Genomic DNA, 16,876 nt, shown 5'->3' with positions numbered 1-16,876 from the left:
GATGCCAACCGCGGCAACCCGCAGAACGGCTGGGATACCGACCAGTTCCCGACCGACCTGTACGACACCGTCGGCGCGATGCTGGTGGTGCTGCGCCAGGGCGGGCTGGCACCGGGCGGGCTGAATTTCGATGCCAAGGTGCGCCGCGAGTCGTCCGACCCGCAGGACCTGTTCCTGGCACACATCGGCGGCATGGACGCGTTCGCCCGCGGGCTGGAAGTGGCCAATGCGCTGCTGACCGCCTCGCCGCTGGAGCAGTGGCGCGCCGAGCGTTACGCCAGCTTCGACAGCGGTGCAGGCGCGGACTTTGCCAACGGCAGCAGCACGCTGGTGGATCTGGCCCAGTACGCGGCCGGTAACGCGCCCAAGCAACTCAGCGGCCGCCAGGAAGCCTACGAGAACCTGATCAACCAGTATCTGACGCGTTGATGTCCCGTGGCCGGCGGCGCACTGCGCGTCGCCGGCCGATGTCGGCCGCCCCTGTGGCCGCTCCCTTGCATGCTTCCAGGTGAATCCATGTCCAGTGTCTCCGTAAACGGCGCCCCCGATGCCGGTGAGAACACCCGTTTTATCGTCCTGATCAGTTGCGTAGCCACGATCGGCGGTTTTTTGTTCGGTTTCGATAGCGGTGTGATCAACGGCACTGTCGACGGCCTGAAGCAGACCTTCAATTCCAGCGCCGCCGAGACCGGCTTCGAAGTCGCCTCGATGCTGCTGGGCTGCGCCATCGGCGCCTTCTTTGCCGGCCGTCTGGCCGACCGCTGGGGCCGCCGCGCGGTCCTGATCATTTCTGCGGCACTGTTCCTGCTCTCGGCCATTGGCGCCGGTGCCTCGCACAGTTCCGGCTTTTTCATCTTCGCTCGCGTGATGGGCGGCTTTGCGGTGGGCGCCGCCAGCGTCATCTCGCCGGCCTACATCGCCGAGGTCGCCTCCGCGCGCTATCGCGGCAGGCTCGCCACCATGCAGCAGATCGCCATCATCAGCGGGCTGTTCTGCGCATTCCTGAGCAACTATCTGCTGGCCAACGCCGCCGGCGCCTCCACCGAGCCGCTATGGGCCGGGCAGGCCGCCTGGCGCTGGATGTTCTGGATGCAGGCGGTTCCCTCGCTGCTGTTCCTGTTGCTGTTGCTGGTCATCCCGGAAAGCCCGCGCTACCTGGTGGTCAAGGGCCGCCGCGAGCAGGCGCTGGTGGTGCTGAAGCGGCTGTACGGCAACGCCGCCGCGCAGACCAAGCTGGCCGAGATCTCGGCCTCGATGTCGGCCGACCAGCACAAGCCCAAGTTCTCCGACCTCATCAACAAGGCCACCGGCAAGATCCGTCCGATCGTCTGGATCGGCGTGGGCCTGGCGGTGTTCCAGCAACTGGTCGGCATCAACGTGGTGTTCTATTACGGCGCCGTGCTGTGGCAGGCGGTGGGCTTCTCCGAGCAGGACGCGCTGCTGATCAACGTGCTCTCCGGCGGCCTAAGCATCGGCGCCTGCCTGGTCACGGTGATGCTGGTCGACAAGATCGGCCGCAAGCCGTTGCTGTGGATCGGCTCGGCCGGCATGGCGGTCTCGCTGGCCCTGGTGACCTATGCCTTCGCCACCGCGTCGCTGGATCCCAACGGCAAGCTCGCCATGTCCGATGCCATGGGCATGCTCGCGCTGGTGGCCGCCAACGTCTACGTGGTGTTCTTCAATGCCTCGTGGGGCCCGGTGATGTGGGTGATGCTGGGCGAGATGTTCCCCAACCAGATCCGCGGCTCGGGCCTGGCCATTGCCGGCGCCGCGCAGTGGACCTCCAACTTCGCCATCACTGTCAGCTTCCCGATCCTGCTCGGCAGCATCGGCCTGGCCGGCGCCTATGGCATCTACACCGTTGCAGCCTTCATCTCGGTGTTCTTCGTGCTCAAATACGTCTACGAGACCAAGGGCAAGGAGCTGGAGCAGATGGAGGGCTGATCTCCTTCTTTATGCTGATATCGCATGGAAGACGAACAGGCCGCGCACTGCGCGGCCTTGTTCGTTGACGGTCTCGCCTGGCATCTCGCCCATGTCTCGCATGCCTGCAACGCTGCAGGCGCCTCAATCGCGCCGGCTGTCATCGTTGGGCTGGATGCGGTGCATGCGCCTCCTCGCGACTGCTCGCAGCTCTGGCCTCTGCTGTGTCAGGCGACCCGATTCCCGCGTGGCCCAATGCACCAGCAAAGTGCAATGCGCGTCTTCAACGGCGATAACCGCCTGGAAGGACACCGGCTCTTTTTGCAAATTGTGCGCCACCGCTATACTCCACCAGGCAGTTTCCCTCCAGACTAGGGCGAATCGTGGAACCAAGGAGTGGTGGTATGGCAGTAGCTAAAGAGCTTGTCAGGGGCATGCTGATCAGCGTGTGCTACTGCTTGGTGTTTTTGATGCTTTGGCGTTTTTCCCTTGATCAGTGGTACCTGCCAGTTGGTTTGCGGGTCGTTACCTTGCTCTATCGACCCTATCGGGAGTGGCCGTTTCTGTTGGCGGGGGACGCTGCAGCGATGTTGTTCCTGCGGATTCCTCTGGGCGAGCTTCAGGGGTTCAGCCCGCTCTGGTCGTACTTGAGTCCCCTATTGCACGCGCCCTTGATCGCCTGTGCGATTGGACTGCTGCGTTACCGCGCTCCTTACATCGTCAAGCGGGAGCAGTGGCTTGTCCCCGCTGCTCTCGCGCTAGCGCTTTGGAATGCGTTATGCAGCCTGTTATTGAATGGGTTGCTCGGTGGGCCGCCTATCTACCCTGTTATCGACCTGCTGTTGCGATATGGAGCGGGCAGCTATCTCGGCGTGCTCACCCTGTTGTTGCCGGTAATGTTGTGGGCCAATTGGAATCAGAGTCCTGTGCGTTCCAGTTTTCCGCGGGATGTTGGCGTCGCTGTGGTTGTTGTCCTCAGCTTCTTCTTCACTCTTAGTGTCTTGAATGATCCATCGATTCGAAACGTTTTGATGGTCGCGATGCTCGTGCCGATGGTGGTGCTGACTTTCAGGCATGGGTGGAGAGGGAATGCCTTAGGGGCGCTGTTGGCAAGTTTTGCGCTTGAGTTCTCGATGCCTAAGGTGTATCAGCTCGGGTTCTTTGATCAGGCTGTTTTCAATATCCAACTGCTTTATGCGTTTGTGACGACGATTCTGTTTGTCTTCAACGCCCGTTTACGTGAGCCTGTCCGAGACGGTATATCGAATCAGTCGAAGGATGATATTTATACTTTGGGTCGCGCAAGCTATGCCAGCGCCGAGCGCTTGTTGCGCAATCGCGTGCTTGAATACTCCGACATCAATGTGCAGATCAATCGGATGCGCAAAGATGTTGTGGCCGATTTGAGAGCAAAAGGGCAGCATTCGGTTGCGATGGAGATGACACGAGTGGGTGTTATCGAATCGCAGCTGTTGCAGCAATATGTGGCTGCATTGTATCCGTTGGAAATAGAAACGCATGGGTTGTATCAAGCGCTATGTTCGCCGGCGCTTGAGCGCTTCTGCGCTTCTAAGTTCCAGTGTGTGTTTCGTGGCGACTGCAGGAGCCTGTCTTTGGAGCTACAGTTGAGCGCCTATCGCAGTGTGCTCAATTGCGTCGAGATTCTGCCTCCGGCTGGCAGGCATTTCATTCAGGTGCGTGCATGGACAGCGAGGGAGACCCGTGGTGTTGCAGTGCGTGTTATTGCTGATTCCTCATCGGTTGACGCGGTACGGCGCGACTCGAACGACGTAGAAGCAGAACTGAAAGCAAGATTGAAAGCGCATGGCGGCATGTTTCATCGCCGCCATGCATTGGTTCTGACATTCCTGGTCGCTGAAGCCAATCCCGTGCTGGTCAGGGAGACACGATCCACTGATCCCCAGTTGCTCCGCGCCGTGTGAGAACTGTGAAGTTTCTTGTCTTATAGACAAGTTGGGCTTGACTGCGCTGGGCTGCATCGTCTGCAGTCAGCTCGCTCAAGCTTGGAGTTGAGGAGATTTTATTTTTCTTGGGCAATACAACGCGATCCACATCCTTGCCCATTGGTAGGGTCCACAGAGCGTCATCCACCCTGGCGACGACAGCGTGGACTACGCCGGTGACATCGTTGATTTGCAAGTATGTCACGCCATCACGATGGAACTCATAGATGGCAAGCGAGGAGTCCATAGCGAGGTTGGCAGCCTTGGGATTGCTATCGCCAAGCCCGATGGCAGGTGCGCCGATGCCGCCACTGGGACAGCAGTCAGCCATCGCCGCGCTTGATGCGAACAGTCCGACGATTAAACAAAAAGCCATAGGCCAGTTTTTTGCCTTCTTCATGATTTTGCCTTCCCCCTGCATGGGGCAACTCCGCCTGCGATTCAGGCGCTTATACGTTACGTGTTGAATGGCAGGTTTTGTTGATTGTTTGTCGCAGAAAATCGCTGCGGCATACCGTCCGCCGATCAGCGAGGAACAGTCAACCGCATCCGCTGTTACCTGGACCTATCCGGTCAGGCGTGATGTGCAGTGCTGGAGCGCGCGCTATTTAGCGGCTCGGCTCGAGTTCGCCACCAGCACGCTCGAACCATCCAATCACCCGCAGGTGATGAGGCTCACCCCAACGACGGAGGAACTGTTGGGTGTGGTGGTCGCTGGGGTCGCGCAGGCTGGCGAGTCGTTGGGCGATGAAAGGGGCGGTCAGCGGCTGGGCGCAATCGACTTCGATGCAGTGGCGCCAGGCGGTATAGCTGTCGGGGATGACGGGGGACATCGTGGTGCTCCTCGGCAAGAGTGAACAGGAGGGTGTCGGCGGGGATCGGCGGACTTGCTTTTGTGTGACAATTGTTACTTTATAACACTCTATCCTTCGTTCGTCCGGTTACATCGTGTCGCGCTCCTTACCTCAGAGTGTTGTTTGCCTGGTCACCATGCCGAACCTTCCCTGCGCCAAGCGGCGCGGTGGCCGCGTCGATCCAGCGGGGTTGGCCCGATGAGGCGGCGGCAGGTGTTGCACACCGTCGGCGCAGCCTTGCTGCTGTCGCCGCGCCTGGTCCACGCGCAGCCGCTGCCGATGCTGCGCAGCTGCAATCTGCAGCGTCAGGATGCGGGGCTGCGACTTCGACTCGCATTGAACGCGCAGGTCGCCTACCACAGCTTCAGCCTGTCCAATCCAGCGCGCTTGGTCATCGACCTGCCGGGCGTTTCGACACAGCCACCGCAGATCGATCCATTGCCTGACGGTCTCGCAGTCGTTGCCATCCGTAGCGGCCCGCACGGCGATGGGCTGCGCGTGGTGCTCGATCTGGCGCAGCCGCTGACAGCCACGGCGCGCTGGGAGGATGGTGCACTGGTGGTCGATCTTGCTGCTGTGTCCGGCACTGCGTCGTTGTCCGCGGCCGATCCGACCGAGCTGGCCGTTGCGGCGGCTGCGCCCACGCGCTCGCGGCTGCATCCCTACGTGGTCGCCATCGACGCCGGTCACGGCGGCAAGGATCCCGGCGCGGTCAGTGCCGATGCGCGCTACGAGAAGCAAGTGGCCATGGCGGTCGCGGGGCGGCTGCACCAGCGCCTGGCGGCCGATCCGCGTTACCGGCCGACCATGATCCGCAGCGACGATCGCTTCGTGGCGTTGCACGAGCGGGTGTTGATCGCCCATCGCCGCAATGCCGATCTGTTCGTGTCCATCCATGCCGATGCTGCGCCCAGCAGCCAGGCGCGCGGCGCGTCGGTATTTGCCCTGTCGCAGAACGGCGCCAGCTCTGCATTGGCGCGCTGGATCGCCGACAGCGAAAACGCCGCCGACGACATGGGCGACAGTGCGCGCCGTCTGCGGGTGCCCAGCAACCCGGTGCTGTCGCAGGTGCTGGCCGACCTGTCGCTGAGCGGCACCATCGCCAGCAGCGTGGCGTTCGGCAAGTTGATGCTCGGGCGGCTGCAGCAGGTGACGCGGCTGCATCAGGACGAGGTCGGGCAGGCCGGCTTTGCGGTGTTGAAGTCGCCGGACATTCCGTCGTTGCTGGTGGAAACCGGCTTCATGAGCAATCGCGACGACTGCCGGCGGCTGTGCGGCGATACGCATCAGGACGAACTGGCGCACACGCTGCATGCCGGTATTGACGATTACTTCCAGATGTTTCCCGGTCGCGCCTGAGGCGCGATTGCCCTCATCTCCTTCTACGAGCTTTCGATGTCCGCCACGCTTCCCGATGTTGCCGTTACCGAACCTTCCCCACTGAGCGCGCCGCTGCGCTGGGTCGGCATGCAGGACATCGCCGTGCCGCTGCGCCTGGCCGATGCCGGGCCCAGCGGCAGCGTGGCCGCGCGTGCCAGCGTGCAGGTGGATCTGCCGCGCCCGGAACTCAAGGGCATCCACATGTCGCGCTTGTACCGCCTGCTGGATCGGCATCTGGAGCAGCCGGTGTCGCCAGCGATGGTGTCGCAGCTGCTGCAAGCGCTGATCGACAGTCATGCCGATTGCGGCAGCCGTGCGGCACGGCTGGCGCTGAACTTCGAGTTGATGCTGCGGATGCCGGCGCTGCGCAGCGAAGGACTGAGCGGTTGGCGCGCCTATCCGGTGCGCATCGATGCGCAATCCAGGGCAGGCCGCACCGAGATCCAGTTGCAGGTCGATGTGCTGTACGCCTCCACCTGTCCCTGTTCGGCGGCCTTGTCGCGCCAGTTGCTGAGCGATGCGTTTTTGCAGCAGCACCAAGGGCGCGATGCGTTACCGGTCGCAGAGGTTGCGCAATGGCTGCAACACAACGGTTCGTACGCCACGCCGCACAGCCAGCGCAGCGTGGCGCAGGTCCGCGTGGAGCTGAGCGCATGCGCGCAGCGCTTCGAGATCCGCGAGCTGGTCGGACTGTGCGAACAGGCGCTGGCGACGCCGGTGCAGGCGGCGGTACGGCGCATCGACGAGCAGGCGTTTGCCCGCTTGAATGGCGCCAACCTGATGTATGTCGAAGATGCCGCGCGGCGGTTGCGCAAGGTGCTGGCCGAGCGGCATGCCGTCTTCCATGTGGCAGTGCGCCACCTGGAAAGTCTGCATGCCCATGACGCTGTCGCCGAAACCGACAGCGATGCCGGCATTTTTCATCCATTGGCCGAATGAGGAGTTGCCATGCAGTGCAAACATCCACGTCGATCTGCAATCGCTGCTTGCAAGTGCAAGTGCGAGACCGATCGCACGCTGCGTCGATGCGGACGCGTTGTCGCGCAGGCCTACGTCCTGATCGGGCCGTATATGATGTTTGTGGTGGGGTGATCAGCGTCGGCCAGACCGATGCGCCACCACCACGTGGCCGCACATGCAACTGCAGGATTGAAGTGGGCGATCAACTGCATGGCTTGGTGCACGGGTGTCTGGCGCCGCAACCGGCCTCAGCCAATTGGCGCATCAGCACGTCGGATCGACGGACTCGCCAGGTTGGGCGGCTTCGCCCAACCTGGGACCAGGACCATCGCGCATCACCCGACCAGCGGCAAGTACCCATGCCCAATAACGCAAAAACCCCGCAATGCGGGGTCTTGGCGTGTTCTGCGGTCAGACGACGGTGGTGCTCCCTAGGGGACTCGAACCCCTGTTTTAGCCTTGAGAGGGCCACGTCCTAACCATTAGACGAAGGGAGCGTTTGGTGCGTCTTGTGCAGCGCGCTAGTATAGTGCGCTAAAACCCGTTGGGCAATCCTGCAACACAAGACGGAAGCGCCATCATCGAATCCTCAGTTACATCTCCGTTCACGCTGCGCGTCATCCCACGCGATCAGCACACCATCTCGCGCAAGGACATCAGCCCCAACGCGCTGCGCGTGCTGTACCGCCTGCGCGAATCGGGCTTTGGTGCCTACCTGGTCGGCGGCGCAGTGCGCGACTTGCTGGTCGGCGGCCATCCCAAGGATTTCGACGTGGCCACCAGCGCCACGCCGGAAGAAGTCAAAGCGCTGTTTCGCAACTGTCGCCTGATCGGCCGCCGCTTTCGCCTGGCGCATGTGGTGTTCGGCCGCGAGATCATCGAAGTGGCCACGTTCCGCGCCAACATCGACGATGGCAGCGGCGACCGCGAACTGGATAACGGCCGCCTGGTGCGCGACAACGTCTACGGCACCATCGAAGACGATGCGATCCGTCGCGACTTCACCTGCAACGCGCTGTACTACGCGATCGAGGATTTCTCGGTACGCGACTACTGCGGCGGCTTCGAGGACGTGCAGGCGCGCCTGATGAAGCTGATCGGCGACCCGGAGCTGCGCTACCAGGAAGATCCGGTGCGCATGCTGCGCGCGGTGCGTCTGGCGGCCAAGCTGAACTTCGATATCGAAGCCGGCACCGCAGAACCCATCCCGCGCCTGGCCGGTCTGTTGTCCGAGGCCGCGCCGGCGCGCTTGTTCGAAGAGATCCTCAAGCTGTTCCTGTCCGGACACGGTGTGGCCAGTTTCGAGGGGCTGGAGCGTTACGGCCTGCTCGGTGCGCTGTTCCCGGAGAGTGCGGCCGCATTGCGCTCCAACCGCAGTGGCGCATTGCGCGCCATGGTGCTGGAAGGCCTGCGCAACACCGATGCGCGCGTGGCCAACGACGAGCCGGTGTCGCCGGCGTTCCTGTTCGCCCTGCTGCTCTGGCCGGCGTTCTGCCGCACCCTGATGGGCCTGCAGGCGCAGGGCGTGCAGCCGGAAGACGCGCAGCGTCGCGCCGCCGACCGGGTCACCCTGCATCAGCTCGAACGCGTGGCGCTGCCGCGCCGTTTCTCGCTGCCGATGCAGGAAATCTGGCTGCTGCAGACGCGCTTCTCCTCGCGCCAGCGCAAGCGCGTGTTCCGCACCTTGTCGCATCCGCGTTTCCGCGCCGCGTTCGATTTCCTGGTGTTGCGCCAGTTCGCCTCGGCCGACCATGCCGCCGATGTGGAGTTCTGGCGCGAGGCACAGAAGTCCTCCGGCCAGGAACTGGTCGATGCGATCGAAACCGCGCAGGCCGATCACGCCGGCGAAGAGGATGCACCGCGCAAGCGTCGCCGTCGTCGCCGTCGCACCGGCGCGCCCGCAGGCGAGTAGGGCGTGCAGACCGCCTTTGTCGGCCTGGGCGCCAACCTGGGCCCGGCCGAGGCCAGCGTGCGGGCGGCCATCGCCGCGCTGGGCGAGTTGCCGCAGTCCACCTTGATCGCCGCCTCGCGCCTGTACCGCACCCCGGCCTGGGGTCGCACAGACCAGCCCGATTTCATCAATGCCGTGGCGCAGCTGCGCACCGCGCTGGCGCCACTGCCGCTGCTGGAGGCCCTGCTCGGCATCGAGCAGGCCTTCGGCCGGCAGCGTATCGACGGCGAGCGCTGGGGGCCGCGCACGCTGGACCTGGATCTGCTGCTGTACGCCGACCAGGTGATCGACCTGCCGCGTTTGAAGGTACCGCACCCGCATCTGCAGGCGCGCGCCTTTGCGCTGTTGCCGCTGTCCGAGCTTGCCCCGGACGCGATCATTCCGGGCCATGGAACAGTGCGACACGCCCTGCAGGCCATCGATGCCTGCGGGCTGGAGCCGATTGGGTAGATAATGGCCGGCTTATCACCCCACGTAATGACTTCATGAGCAGCCATACCGACAGCAAGCCCTGGACCGTGCCCGCCTTGGCGCAGGCCAAGCGCGAGGGTCGAAAACTGGTCATGTTGACCGCCTACGACGCCGGTTTTGCGCGGACCTTCGATGCCAACGGCGTCGACCTGATCCTGGTCGGCGATTCGCTGGGCATGGTGGTGCAGGGGCACGATTCCACCTTGCCGGTGACCACCGCCGACATGGTCTACCACACCGCCGCAGTGGCCAGGGTGCTGGAACGGGCGTTGCTGGTGGCCGATCTGTCGTTCCAGGCCGATGCCACGCCGGAGCGCGCGCTGGACGCTGCCACACGTCTGCTGCAGGCCGGCGCGGAGATGGTCAAGCTCGAGGGCGCCGGGCACAAGCTTGAGGTGATCCGCTATCTGGTCGAGCGCGAGATCCCGGTCTGCTCGCATCTGGGGCTGACCCCGCAATCGGTGCTGCGCTTCGGCGGTTACACGGTGCAGGGGCGTGGCGAAGCCGGCGAGCAGTTGCGCCGCGATGCGCAGGCCGTGGTCGATGCCGGTGCCAGCCTGGTCGTGCTGGAATGCGTGCCCACACCGATCGCCACACAGATCAGTGCCGCACTCAGCGTGCCCACCATCGGCATTGGTGCCGGCCCCGGTTGCGATGGCCAGGTGCTGGTGATGCACGACATGCTGGGCCTGGACAGCGGCCACCGCCGGCCCAAGTTCGTCAAGGATTTCCTCGCCGAAGGCGGCTCGGTGGCGGGCGCGGTGCGCGCTTACGCGCAGGCCGTGCGCGACGGCAGCTTCCCCGATGCAGCGCACGCGTACGCCGCATGATCCAGACCCTGACCGATCTTTCCACCCTGCGCGCGCTGGTCACCGGCTGGAAGCGTGAGGGCTTGCGCGTGGCGCTGGTGCCGACCATGGGTAACCTGCACGCCGGCCACTATTCGCTGGTGATGCTGGCGCGCCAGTACGCCGACCGCGTGGTGTCGAGCGTATTCGTCAACCCGACCCAGTTCGGCCCCAACGAAGATTTCGCGCGTTACCCGCGCACGCCGGAGGCCGACCTGCGCGGCCTGGAGGACGCCGGCTGCGATGCACTGTGGTTGCCCGACGTGGACACCATGTATCCGCTCGGCACCGCACTGGCCACACCGATCCATGCGCCGGGCGTCAGCGATGTGCTGGAAGGGGTGTGCCGTCCTGGGCATTTCGACGGCGTGTGCACGGTGGTGGCGCGGCTGTTCAACCAGGTGCAGCCGGACGTGGCCGCCTTCGGCAAGAAGGACTACCAGCAGCTGGCGGTGATCCGCCAGATGGTGGCCGACCTGGCGTTTCCGATCGAGATCCTGGGCGGCAGCATCGTGCGCGAGGCCGACGGCCTGGCGATGAGTTCGCGCAACCAGTATCTGACGGCCGACGAGCGCCCGCGTTCAACGCAGATCCGCAAGGTGCTGCTGCAGATGCGCGACAGCTACGCCGCCGGCACGCCGCGTGCGCAGGTCGAAGACGCCGCCACCCAGGCGCTGGAACAGGCCGGTTTCCGCGTCGATTACGCGGTGGTGCGGCTGCCCGACCTGAGCGAGCCGGGCGATGGCCACGCCGGCGCGCGCGTGGCCTTGATCGCCGCCCGCCTGGGCAACACGCGGCTGATCGACAACCTGGAATTCTGAGCGGTCCGCACGCTGCTGCATGCGCCGGGCCAGGCCGTGCCCGGCAACGCCTGCGATCCGGCGCACAGGTGCGTTTGTCCAGTGCCGTCCTGAAGCCCTCACCACCGGTTGCGGGGCAGGCCGGTGGACACCGGCGCTTTCCGCTAAAATGCCGGCTTTCCTTTGCCGTTGCCCGTCATGCACCTGTCCCTGCTGAAAGCCAAGATCCACCGCGCCACCGTCACCCACTCCGAGCTCAATTACGAAGGCTCGATCGCCATCGACGGCCTGCTGCTGGAAGCCACCGGCATCCGTGAGTTCGAACAGGTGCATATCTGGGACGTCACCAACGGTGCGCGTTTCAGCACCTATGCCATCCGTGCCGAGGAAGGCAGCGGCATCATGTCGCTCAACGGCGGCGCCGCGCGTCACGTGCAGGTGGGCGATCTGATCATCGTGGCCGCCTTCGCCAGCATGAGCGAGGACGAAGCCGAGACCTTCAAGCCCAATCTGGTATATGTGGACGGCAGCAATACGATCACCCACACCAACCACAGCATCCCCACGCAGGCCGCATGACACACACCAACGGATTCGACGCGCTTCACGCCCACGCCCAGCGCCTGCGCGGCGCTGCCATCCCCGCATTGCTTGCCGCCGAGCCACAACGGCCGACGCAGTACGCCAGGCAGGTCGGTCCGTTGTATTTCAATTTCGCGCGGCAGAAGTACGACCGCGCCGCGCTCGATGCCTTGTTCGCCATCGCGCGTGAGTGTGATCTGGCCGGCGCGTTCCAGCGCCTGTTCCGCGGCGAGCAGGTCAATGTCACCGAGCAGCGCGCTGCACTGCATACCGCGTTGCGCGGCGACCTGACCGATGCGCCGGTGGCCTCCGAAGCGTATGCAACCGCTGCGGAAGTGCGCCAGCGCATGGTCGCGCTGATCCAGCAACTGGAGGCCACCGACGTCACCGATATCGTCAGCGTCGGCATCGGCGGATCGGACCTGGGGCCGCGGCTGGTGGCCGACGCCTTGCGCGCGCCGTCGGGTGCGCGGTTTCGCGTGCATTTCGTCTCCAACGTCGACGGCGCGGCAATGCAGCGCACGCTGGCCACGCTGGACCCGGCGCACACTGCCGGCATCCTGATTTCCAAGACCTTCGGCACCCAGGAAACCCTGCTCAACGGCAGCATCCTGCACGCCTGGCTGGGTGGCAGCGAGCGGCTGTACGCAGTGAGTGCCAATCCCGAGCGCGCCGCCAAGGCCTTCGACATCGCGCCGAGCCGCGTACTGCCGATGTGGGACTGGGTCGGTGGCCGTTATTCGCTGTGGTCGGCGGTGGGTTTCCCGATCGCCCTGGCGATCGGCTTCGAACGTTTCGAACAATTGCTGGAAGGCGCGGCGCAGTTCGACGCGCATGCGCTCGACACGCCGCTGGAAGAAAACGTCGCCGTGCTGCATGGCCTGACGGCGGTGTGGAACCGCAACCTGCTCGGCAGCGCTACGCATGCGGTGATGACCTACGACCAGCGCCTGGCCCTGCTGCCGGCTTACCTGCAGCAGTTGGTGATGGAAAGCCTGGGCAAGCGGGTCAAGCTGGATGGTTCTGCCGTGGACAGCGACACCGTGTCGGTGTGGTGGGGCGGTGCCGGTACCGATGTGCAGCACAGTTTCTTCCAGGCGTTGCACCAGGGCACCAGCGTGGTGCCGGCCGATTTCATCGGCACCGTGCACAACGACGATCCGTACGCGGAAAACCATGTCGCGCTGATGGCCAACGTATTGGCGCAGACCGAGGCGCTGGCCAACGGCCAGGACAGCAGCGATCCGCACCGCAGTTATCCGGGTGGCCGCCCGAGCACGGTGATCCTGCTCGACGCGCTGACCCCGCAAGCGCTGGGCGCGCTGATCTCGATGTACGAGCACAGCGTCTACGTGCAGTCGGTGATGTGGGGCATCAATGCCTTCGACCAGTTTGGTGTGGAGCTGGGCAAGCAGCTGGCCAGCCAGTTGCTGCCGGCACTGAAGGGTGAGTCGGCCGACGTGGCGGATCCGGTGACGCGCGAACTGCTGGCCAAGCTGCGCGGCTGAGTAGCTGCGCATTGGTAGCGTGCTGGACAACGAGGCCTTCGGGCCTCGTTGTCCTTTGGGCAAAGCGGTACGGTGCACGGGTGCATGCGACCCGCAGCCTGCAGGTCGGCTCTTTGCGCCGGACATAGGCTGGTCTGGCTAAAATGGCCAAATTACCAAAAATGGTAAATTTGGGAGTAGGCTGATACCCGTACTCCTCACAGGACCGTCCGATGCCACACCCGCAGGATCTGCCCGGCCTGGAAAAATCTCCTGCCGCCGACATCAAGGTGAAGGGCTGGCCCAGCCTGATGCGCAAGGTGCGCACGCATGGCGCAGTGGTCATCACCAATCACAATCACCCCGAGGCGGTGGTGGTGGATGCGGAGGAATACCGGCGCCTGGTGAGTCAGGCAAGCGCGGCCGCCGATGCCTCGACGCGGGCGCAGTCGCTGCAGGCATTGCAGCTGAAGTTCGATGCGCATCTTGCGGCGGTGACCGAAGGCGCGGGTCTGGCTGCGGCGATCAGCAAGCCGGCACGCCGGAGCAGGAAGGTCACCCTGGGGCCGTCGCTCTAAATCGTGGGACACATTCTGGTGCTGGCCGGCGTCAACGGCGCCGGCAAGAGTTCGCTGCTGGGCAGCGTGTTGCGGGAAGACGGCGGCACCTGGTTCAACCCGGACGCGTTCACCCGCGACCTGGTGGAGCAGGGTTGGTCACCGGAAGACGCCAACGCGCAAGCCTGGCAGGAGGGCGTGCGACGGCTGCGTCAGGCCATGGACGCTGGCCACGACTATGCATTCGAAACCACCCTGGGCGCGACGACCATCCCGCGCCTGCTGCGCGAGGCCTGCGAGATGCATACGGTTGCGATCTGGTTCTGCGGCTTGTCGAGCGTCGAGTTGCATATCGAACGCGTGGCCGCGCGCGTCGCCGCCGGCGGGCATGCGATCCCCGATTACAAGATCCGCGAACGTTACGATGCCTCGCGCGCCAACCTGATCGCGCTGCTGCCGCAGCTGGCGGTGCTGCATGTCTACGACAACAGCGCGCCTGCCGACGCAGCGGGGCAGGCGGCGCCGCTGCTGGTGCTGGAACTGGACCGCGACGGCCTGCAGCACCCGCAAACGCCCGAAGAATTGGCGCAGGTGCCCGATTGGGCCAAGCCCATCGTGATGGCGGCGCTGGAGTTGCGGCAGTCTTGAGCCGCGCGCTCATGCACTTGCGGTCTGATCCGCTTCTCACCGACGCGGCCCGACATCCAGCGACCTCACCTGTAGGAGCGCACCCGGGCGCGACAGGCATACCGGGAAAGCTCCTCGCGCCCAGGTGCGCTCCTACCGGCATTGCGACAGCAGCGAGAACGCCATGCTGCACGTGTCAGCTGTAGCGTCACGCAGCGCTGCAACTGGAACGGCGGCGCTTAGGCCTTGCCCAGCTTCACCGCCACCGGGTCGCCGGTGAGGTAGCCCACCGCCGCGCCGAAGCGGTTCTTGTAGTTGGCGCGCACCAGCGGATCCAGCGTGGCCTTGACGGTGTCGTGCAGCGGGCTTTCCCAATCACCGGGGTGCTGGAAATTGCTCATCACGTAGGTCCAGCCGTGGATCTGGTCGACCGCGTGCAGGCCGGTCGATTCGGCGCCGGCCGGCACCGACAGCACCCGCGTCAGCGTGCCGCTGTCCACGTTGTAGGCCCAGAGGAAATTGTTCACATGCAGGCTGCTGTCTTCACCGATGAACAAGGTGCGCAGCGCTTCGGAGAACTTGAGGTTGTCCGGGTTGGCCAGGCGCTCCGGGTCGGCCAGGTTGCCCAGCGCGTCGGCCTTGGCCAGGTCGTGGCCGGTGAGCGCGGCCGGTGCGGCCATGTCGATCGGCACCCAGTCGCTGTGAATCGGCGCGCCGTGGTTGTCGCGCTGGCCGCCGCGCAGATTCAAGGCGTACACCGCGCCCGCGTCCGGGCCTTCCACCTTCACATCGCCCGAGCCGTTGCGCATGCTGGTGACGATGTAGGACATCGCCATGTAGGCGATCTTGTCGCGTGCATTGACGGTGGTGCCTTCGAGCTTGGTGAAGCCCAGGCTGCCGCCGGCCAGGGCCGCGTAGCGGTGGGTTTCCAGATACGTGGCCGCCTTCTCCATGCCGGGCTTGATGCGGATCCAGTTGAAGGTGCCGTTGAACGGAATTTTGGTGAACGCGGCATCGCCCGGGTCGCTCAGATGCACGTCGAGGATGTCGGCGGCGGTGAGGCGGTCGGCCATGGCCTGGATCTCGGCACTGGTGGCATGGCCGAGCTTGATCCAGCGCAACGTGGCCGCGCCCGGGCCGACGCTCGAGGTCTGCTGCCACTTGCCCACGTACAGGGTGCCGGCCGACAGATCCGCCTTGCGGTCGGCGATGAACATGAACAACCCGCCATTGGTGGCGTCGTCGCCCATCAGCACGGTGCGCTGGTCGGGCATCACCTGCACCAGCTCGTGCGAGATGCGGCCCAGGCAGTAATGCTTGCGTACGCTCCCGGTGCCGTCCGGGTGCACGGTGATTTCCGGCAGATGGCCGTAGTGATACGGATTGGCTTTCTCCGGGTCCCCGTATAGATGCGTGCTGTAGCTGCGGAACTGGGTATTGCCGGCCAGCGCGGTGGCGTCGGGTTCGTACTCTTCGCTGGACAGGTGGGTATTCCACGGCGACAGGCTGGCGCCGCAGGTAGTCCACAGCCCGTGCACCGGGGCGGTGTCGACGTTGTGGTACTTCACCAGCGACAACTTGCCGGTGGCCGGGTCCTGATCCAGCGTCAGCACCGCGATCGGCGCGGGCAGGTGACGGTTGGTGTCGTTACCGGCCTGGTCGCGGGTGGTGTATTCGAACTGCACCACCGCGAACACGTGGTTGCCCTTGACCCCGGGCACCTTGGCATCGGGCAGGGTCAGCAGCGACGAGCCGTCCGGGCAGTCGGAGAAGAACGGCCGTTCGGCACCGGGTTTTGAGCGGTCGATGATCGGCCGATGCTGGATGTCGTAATAGCCGCCGGCCAGCACGGTGCCGCCCTTGCCGTCGGGCACCTGGTCGCCGGTGACAAAGAACGGGTGGTACGCAAGCGCATACCGCTGGGTGCTGCCGTCGCTGCGCGCCACCGTCAGCGACGAACCCACCGTGGTGGTGGCCATCGCGGCCGGGTTGGCCAGACTGGGCGCGGGCATGCCATGGAACGTGGCCGACACCAACTGGGTCGGATTTTCCGAAGGCCGTAATGGGCGTGCAGCCAAGGCGGTGCCACCGAGGTGTTGCAGGGCGGCGGCGCTGGCGCTGCCCAGCGGCAACAGCGGGACGGCCGCCAGCAGGTGCATCAGGCGGCGGCGGGCGGGATCGGGGGAGGCAGACATCGAAACTCCAGGCAAAGACGGCGATCAACGATGGCCGGTGGCGCATCGGCAAGCCGGTCACGCTAGGCCCGACGTATGACAGTTGTTTGACGGCGAGCTCACCTGTTGGCGAGCATTCGAACATGGCGCCGCAAGCGAACCCGGCAATACCTGTCCCGGCGAGTTGGGCTGCGCAGTGCGGAGCCGGCGCGGTGGTGCATCGCAGCAAAGTGCGCCGTCACGCAAGCCCAGGCGCCACGCCGGATTTAGCGGTTTCCCGTGGTTTGACAGGTACTGC

16 protein-coding genes, 1 tRNA gene and 1 pseudogene are annotated in these 16,876 nt (G+C 64.7%); 14 read left to right on the top strand and 4 right to left on the bottom strand.

Going from position 1 to position 16,876, the window contains the following annotated elements; genetic code table 11:
- The 4 genes and pseudogenes from LL972_RS17150 to LL972_RS17135 all read left to right on the top strand — a co-directional run.
- A pseudogene (locus tag LL972_RS17150) lies at window positions 1-429 on the top strand (xylose isomerase); the annotation flags it as partial.
- 87 nt (window positions 430-516) lie between these two features.
- Complete coding sequence (locus tag LL972_RS17145; RefSeq protein ID WP_016904374.1) at window positions 517-1,944, top strand: sugar porter family MFS transporter; 1,428 nt, start codon at window positions 517-519, stop codon at window positions 1,942-1,944.
- Window positions 1,945-1,968: 24 nt separating this feature from the next.
- The gene (locus LL972_RS17140; protein WP_228328617.1) at window positions 1,969-2,298 is read left to right on the top strand and encodes a hypothetical protein; all 330 of its coding nucleotides are present in this window, start codon (window positions 1,969-1,971) and stop codon (window positions 2,296-2,298) included.
- 29 nt (window positions 2,299-2,327) lie between these two features.
- Window positions 2,328-3,866, top strand: a complete 1,539-nt coding sequence (locus tag LL972_RS17135; RefSeq protein ID WP_228328616.1) for an MASE1 domain-containing protein — start codon at window positions 2,328-2,330, stop codon at window positions 3,864-3,866.
- Here LL972_RS17135 and LL972_RS17130 read toward each other — a convergent pair.
- Both LL972_RS17130 and LL972_RS17125 read right to left on the bottom strand, forming a co-directional pair.
- The gene (locus LL972_RS17130; protein ID WP_228328615.1) at window positions 3,820-4,287 is read right to left on the bottom strand and encodes a hypothetical protein; all 468 of its coding nucleotides are present in this window, start codon (window positions 4,285-4,287) and stop codon (window positions 3,820-3,822) included. The two genes, LL972_RS17135 and LL972_RS17130, sit on opposite strands and share 47 nt — an antisense overlap.
- 208 nt (window positions 4,288-4,495) lie before the next feature.
- Window positions 4,496-4,720, bottom strand: a complete 225-nt coding sequence (locus LL972_RS17125) for a hypothetical protein (RefSeq protein ID WP_228328614.1) — start codon at window positions 4,718-4,720, stop codon at window positions 4,496-4,498.
- 219 nt (window positions 4,721-4,939) lie between these two features.
- On the opposite strand from LL972_RS17125, the gene LL972_RS17120 reads away from it, so the two are divergent.
- Window positions 4,940-6,100, top strand: coding sequence for an N-acetylmuramoyl-L-alanine amidase (locus tag LL972_RS17120; RefSeq protein ID WP_228328613.1), 1,161 nt, complete (start codon window positions 4,940-4,942; stop codon window positions 6,098-6,100).
- Window positions 6,101-6,136: 36 nt separating this feature from the next.
- Window positions 6,137-7,060 (top strand): GTP cyclohydrolase FolE2, encoded by a 924-nt coding sequence (gene folE2 / locus LL972_RS17115; protein ID WP_228328612.1) that lies wholly within the window; start codon window positions 6,137-6,139, stop codon window positions 7,058-7,060.
- A 443-nt stretch (window positions 7,061-7,503) separates the two neighbouring features.
- On the opposite strand, the gene LL972_RS17110 is transcribed toward folE2, so the two are convergent.
- Window positions 7,504-7,578: transfer RNA gene (locus tag LL972_RS17110), tRNA-Glu, on the bottom strand.
- 47 nt (window positions 7,579-7,625) lie between these two features.
- On the opposite strand from LL972_RS17110, the gene pcnB reads away from it, so the two are divergent.
- The 8 genes from pcnB to LL972_RS17070 all read left to right on the top strand — a co-directional run bounded on the left by pcnB (window position 7,626) and on the right by LL972_RS17070 (window position 14,425).
- Entirely contained in the window at window positions 7,626-8,993 is a 1,368-nt protein-coding gene (gene pcnB / locus LL972_RS17105; RefSeq protein ID WP_228328611.1) for a polynucleotide adenylyltransferase PcnB, read from the top strand.
- A 3-nt stretch (window positions 8,994-8,996) separates the two neighbouring features.
- A complete protein-coding gene (gene folK / locus LL972_RS17100) occupies window positions 8,997-9,482 on the top strand; it encodes a 2-amino-4-hydroxy-6-hydroxymethyldihydropteridine diphosphokinase (RefSeq protein WP_228328610.1) in 486 nt (161 codons plus the stop codon).
- A gap of 35 nt (window positions 9,483-9,517) precedes the next feature.
- Window positions 9,518-10,333, top strand: coding sequence for a 3-methyl-2-oxobutanoate hydroxymethyltransferase (panB, locus tag LL972_RS17095; RefSeq protein WP_228328609.1), 816 nt, complete (start codon window positions 9,518-9,520; stop codon window positions 10,331-10,333).
- Entirely contained in the window at window positions 10,330-11,172 is an 843-nt protein-coding gene (gene panC, locus LL972_RS17090; protein WP_228328608.1) for a pantoate--beta-alanine ligase, read from the top strand. The genes panB and panC overlap by 4 nt, the downstream gene beginning before the upstream one ends.
- 177 nt (window positions 11,173-11,349) lie before the next feature.
- Entirely contained in the window at window positions 11,350-11,730 is a 381-nt protein-coding gene (gene panD / locus LL972_RS17085) for an aspartate 1-decarboxylase (RefSeq protein WP_228328607.1), read from the top strand.
- Window positions 11,727-13,241 (top strand): glucose-6-phosphate isomerase, encoded by a 1,515-nt coding sequence (gene pgi, locus LL972_RS17080; RefSeq protein WP_228328606.1) that lies wholly within the window; start codon window positions 11,727-11,729, stop codon window positions 13,239-13,241. Before panD ends, pgi begins: the two co-directional genes overlap by 4 nt.
- A 212-nt stretch (window positions 13,242-13,453) precedes the next feature.
- Window positions 13,454-13,798: a type II toxin-antitoxin system prevent-host-death family antitoxin gene (locus LL972_RS17075; protein WP_228328605.1), complete on the top strand. Its 345-nt coding sequence runs from the start codon at window positions 13,454-13,456 to the stop codon at window positions 13,796-13,798.
- 3 nt (window positions 13,799-13,801) lie between these two features.
- Complete coding sequence (locus tag LL972_RS17070; protein WP_228328604.1) at window positions 13,802-14,425, top strand: hypothetical protein; 624 nt, start codon at window positions 13,802-13,804, stop codon at window positions 14,423-14,425.
- A gap of 218 nt (window positions 14,426-14,643) precedes the next feature.
- Here LL972_RS17070 and LL972_RS17065 read toward each other — a convergent pair whose 3' ends face one another.
- Window positions 14,644-16,599 (bottom strand): PhoX family protein, encoded by a 1,956-nt coding sequence (locus LL972_RS17065; RefSeq protein WP_228328603.1) that lies wholly within the window; start codon window positions 16,597-16,599, stop codon window positions 14,644-14,646.
- Window positions 16,600-16,876 lie beyond the last annotated feature (277 nt).

It is taken from the genome of Xanthomonas campestris pv. asclepiadis, assembly GCF_020784175.1.
GTDB classification, from domain to species: Bacteria; Pseudomonadota; Gammaproteobacteria; order Xanthomonadales; family Xanthomonadaceae; genus Xanthomonas; species Xanthomonas campestris_D.
This window is presented reverse-complemented; position numbering and strand designations above follow the sequence as displayed.

Excerpts from the sequence above, each read along its gene's own strand:
- panC (WP_228328608.1), top strand. The coding sequence starts at position 10,330 with ATGATCCAGACCCTGACCGATCTTTCCACCCTGCGCGCGCTGGTCACC.
- LL972_RS17065 (WP_228328603.1), bottom strand. The coding sequence starts at position 16,599 with ATGTCTGCCTCCCCCGATCCCGCCCGCCGCCGCCTGATGCACCTGCTG.
- LL972_RS17130 (WP_228328615.1), bottom strand. The coding sequence starts at position 4,287 with ATGAAGAAGGCAAAAAACTGGCCTATGGCTTTTTGTTTAATCGTCGGA.
- panD (WP_228328607.1), top strand. The coding sequence starts at position 11,350 with ATGCACCTGTCCCTGCTGAAAGCCAAGATCCACCGCGCCACCGTCACC.
- pgi (WP_228328606.1), top strand. The coding sequence starts at position 11,727 with ATGACACACACCAACGGATTCGACGCGCTTCACGCCCACGCCCAGCGC.
- LL972_RS17120 (WP_228328613.1), top strand. The coding sequence starts at position 4,940 with ATGAGGCGGCGGCAGGTGTTGCACACCGTCGGCGCAGCCTTGCTGCTG.
- panB (WP_228328609.1), top strand. The coding sequence starts at position 9,518 with ATGAGCAGCCATACCGACAGCAAGCCCTGGACCGTGCCCGCCTTGGCG.
- LL972_RS17075 (WP_228328605.1), top strand. The coding sequence starts at position 13,454 with ATGCCACACCCGCAGGATCTGCCCGGCCTGGAAAAATCTCCTGCCGCC.
- LL972_RS17140 (WP_228328617.1), top strand. The coding sequence starts at position 1,969 with ATGGAAGACGAACAGGCCGCGCACTGCGCGGCCTTGTTCGTTGACGGT.
- LL972_RS17145 (WP_016904374.1), top strand. The coding sequence starts at position 517 with ATGTCCAGTGTCTCCGTAAACGGCGCCCCCGATGCCGGTGAGAACACC.
- folE2 (WP_228328612.1), top strand. The coding sequence starts at position 6,137 with ATGTCCGCCACGCTTCCCGATGTTGCCGTTACCGAACCTTCCCCACTG.
- LL972_RS17135 (WP_228328616.1), top strand. The coding sequence starts at position 2,328 with ATGGCAGTAGCTAAAGAGCTTGTCAGGGGCATGCTGATCAGCGTGTGC.
- LL972_RS17125 (WP_228328614.1), bottom strand. The coding sequence starts at position 4,720 with ATGTCCCCCGTCATCCCCGACAGCTATACCGCCTGGCGCCACTGCATC.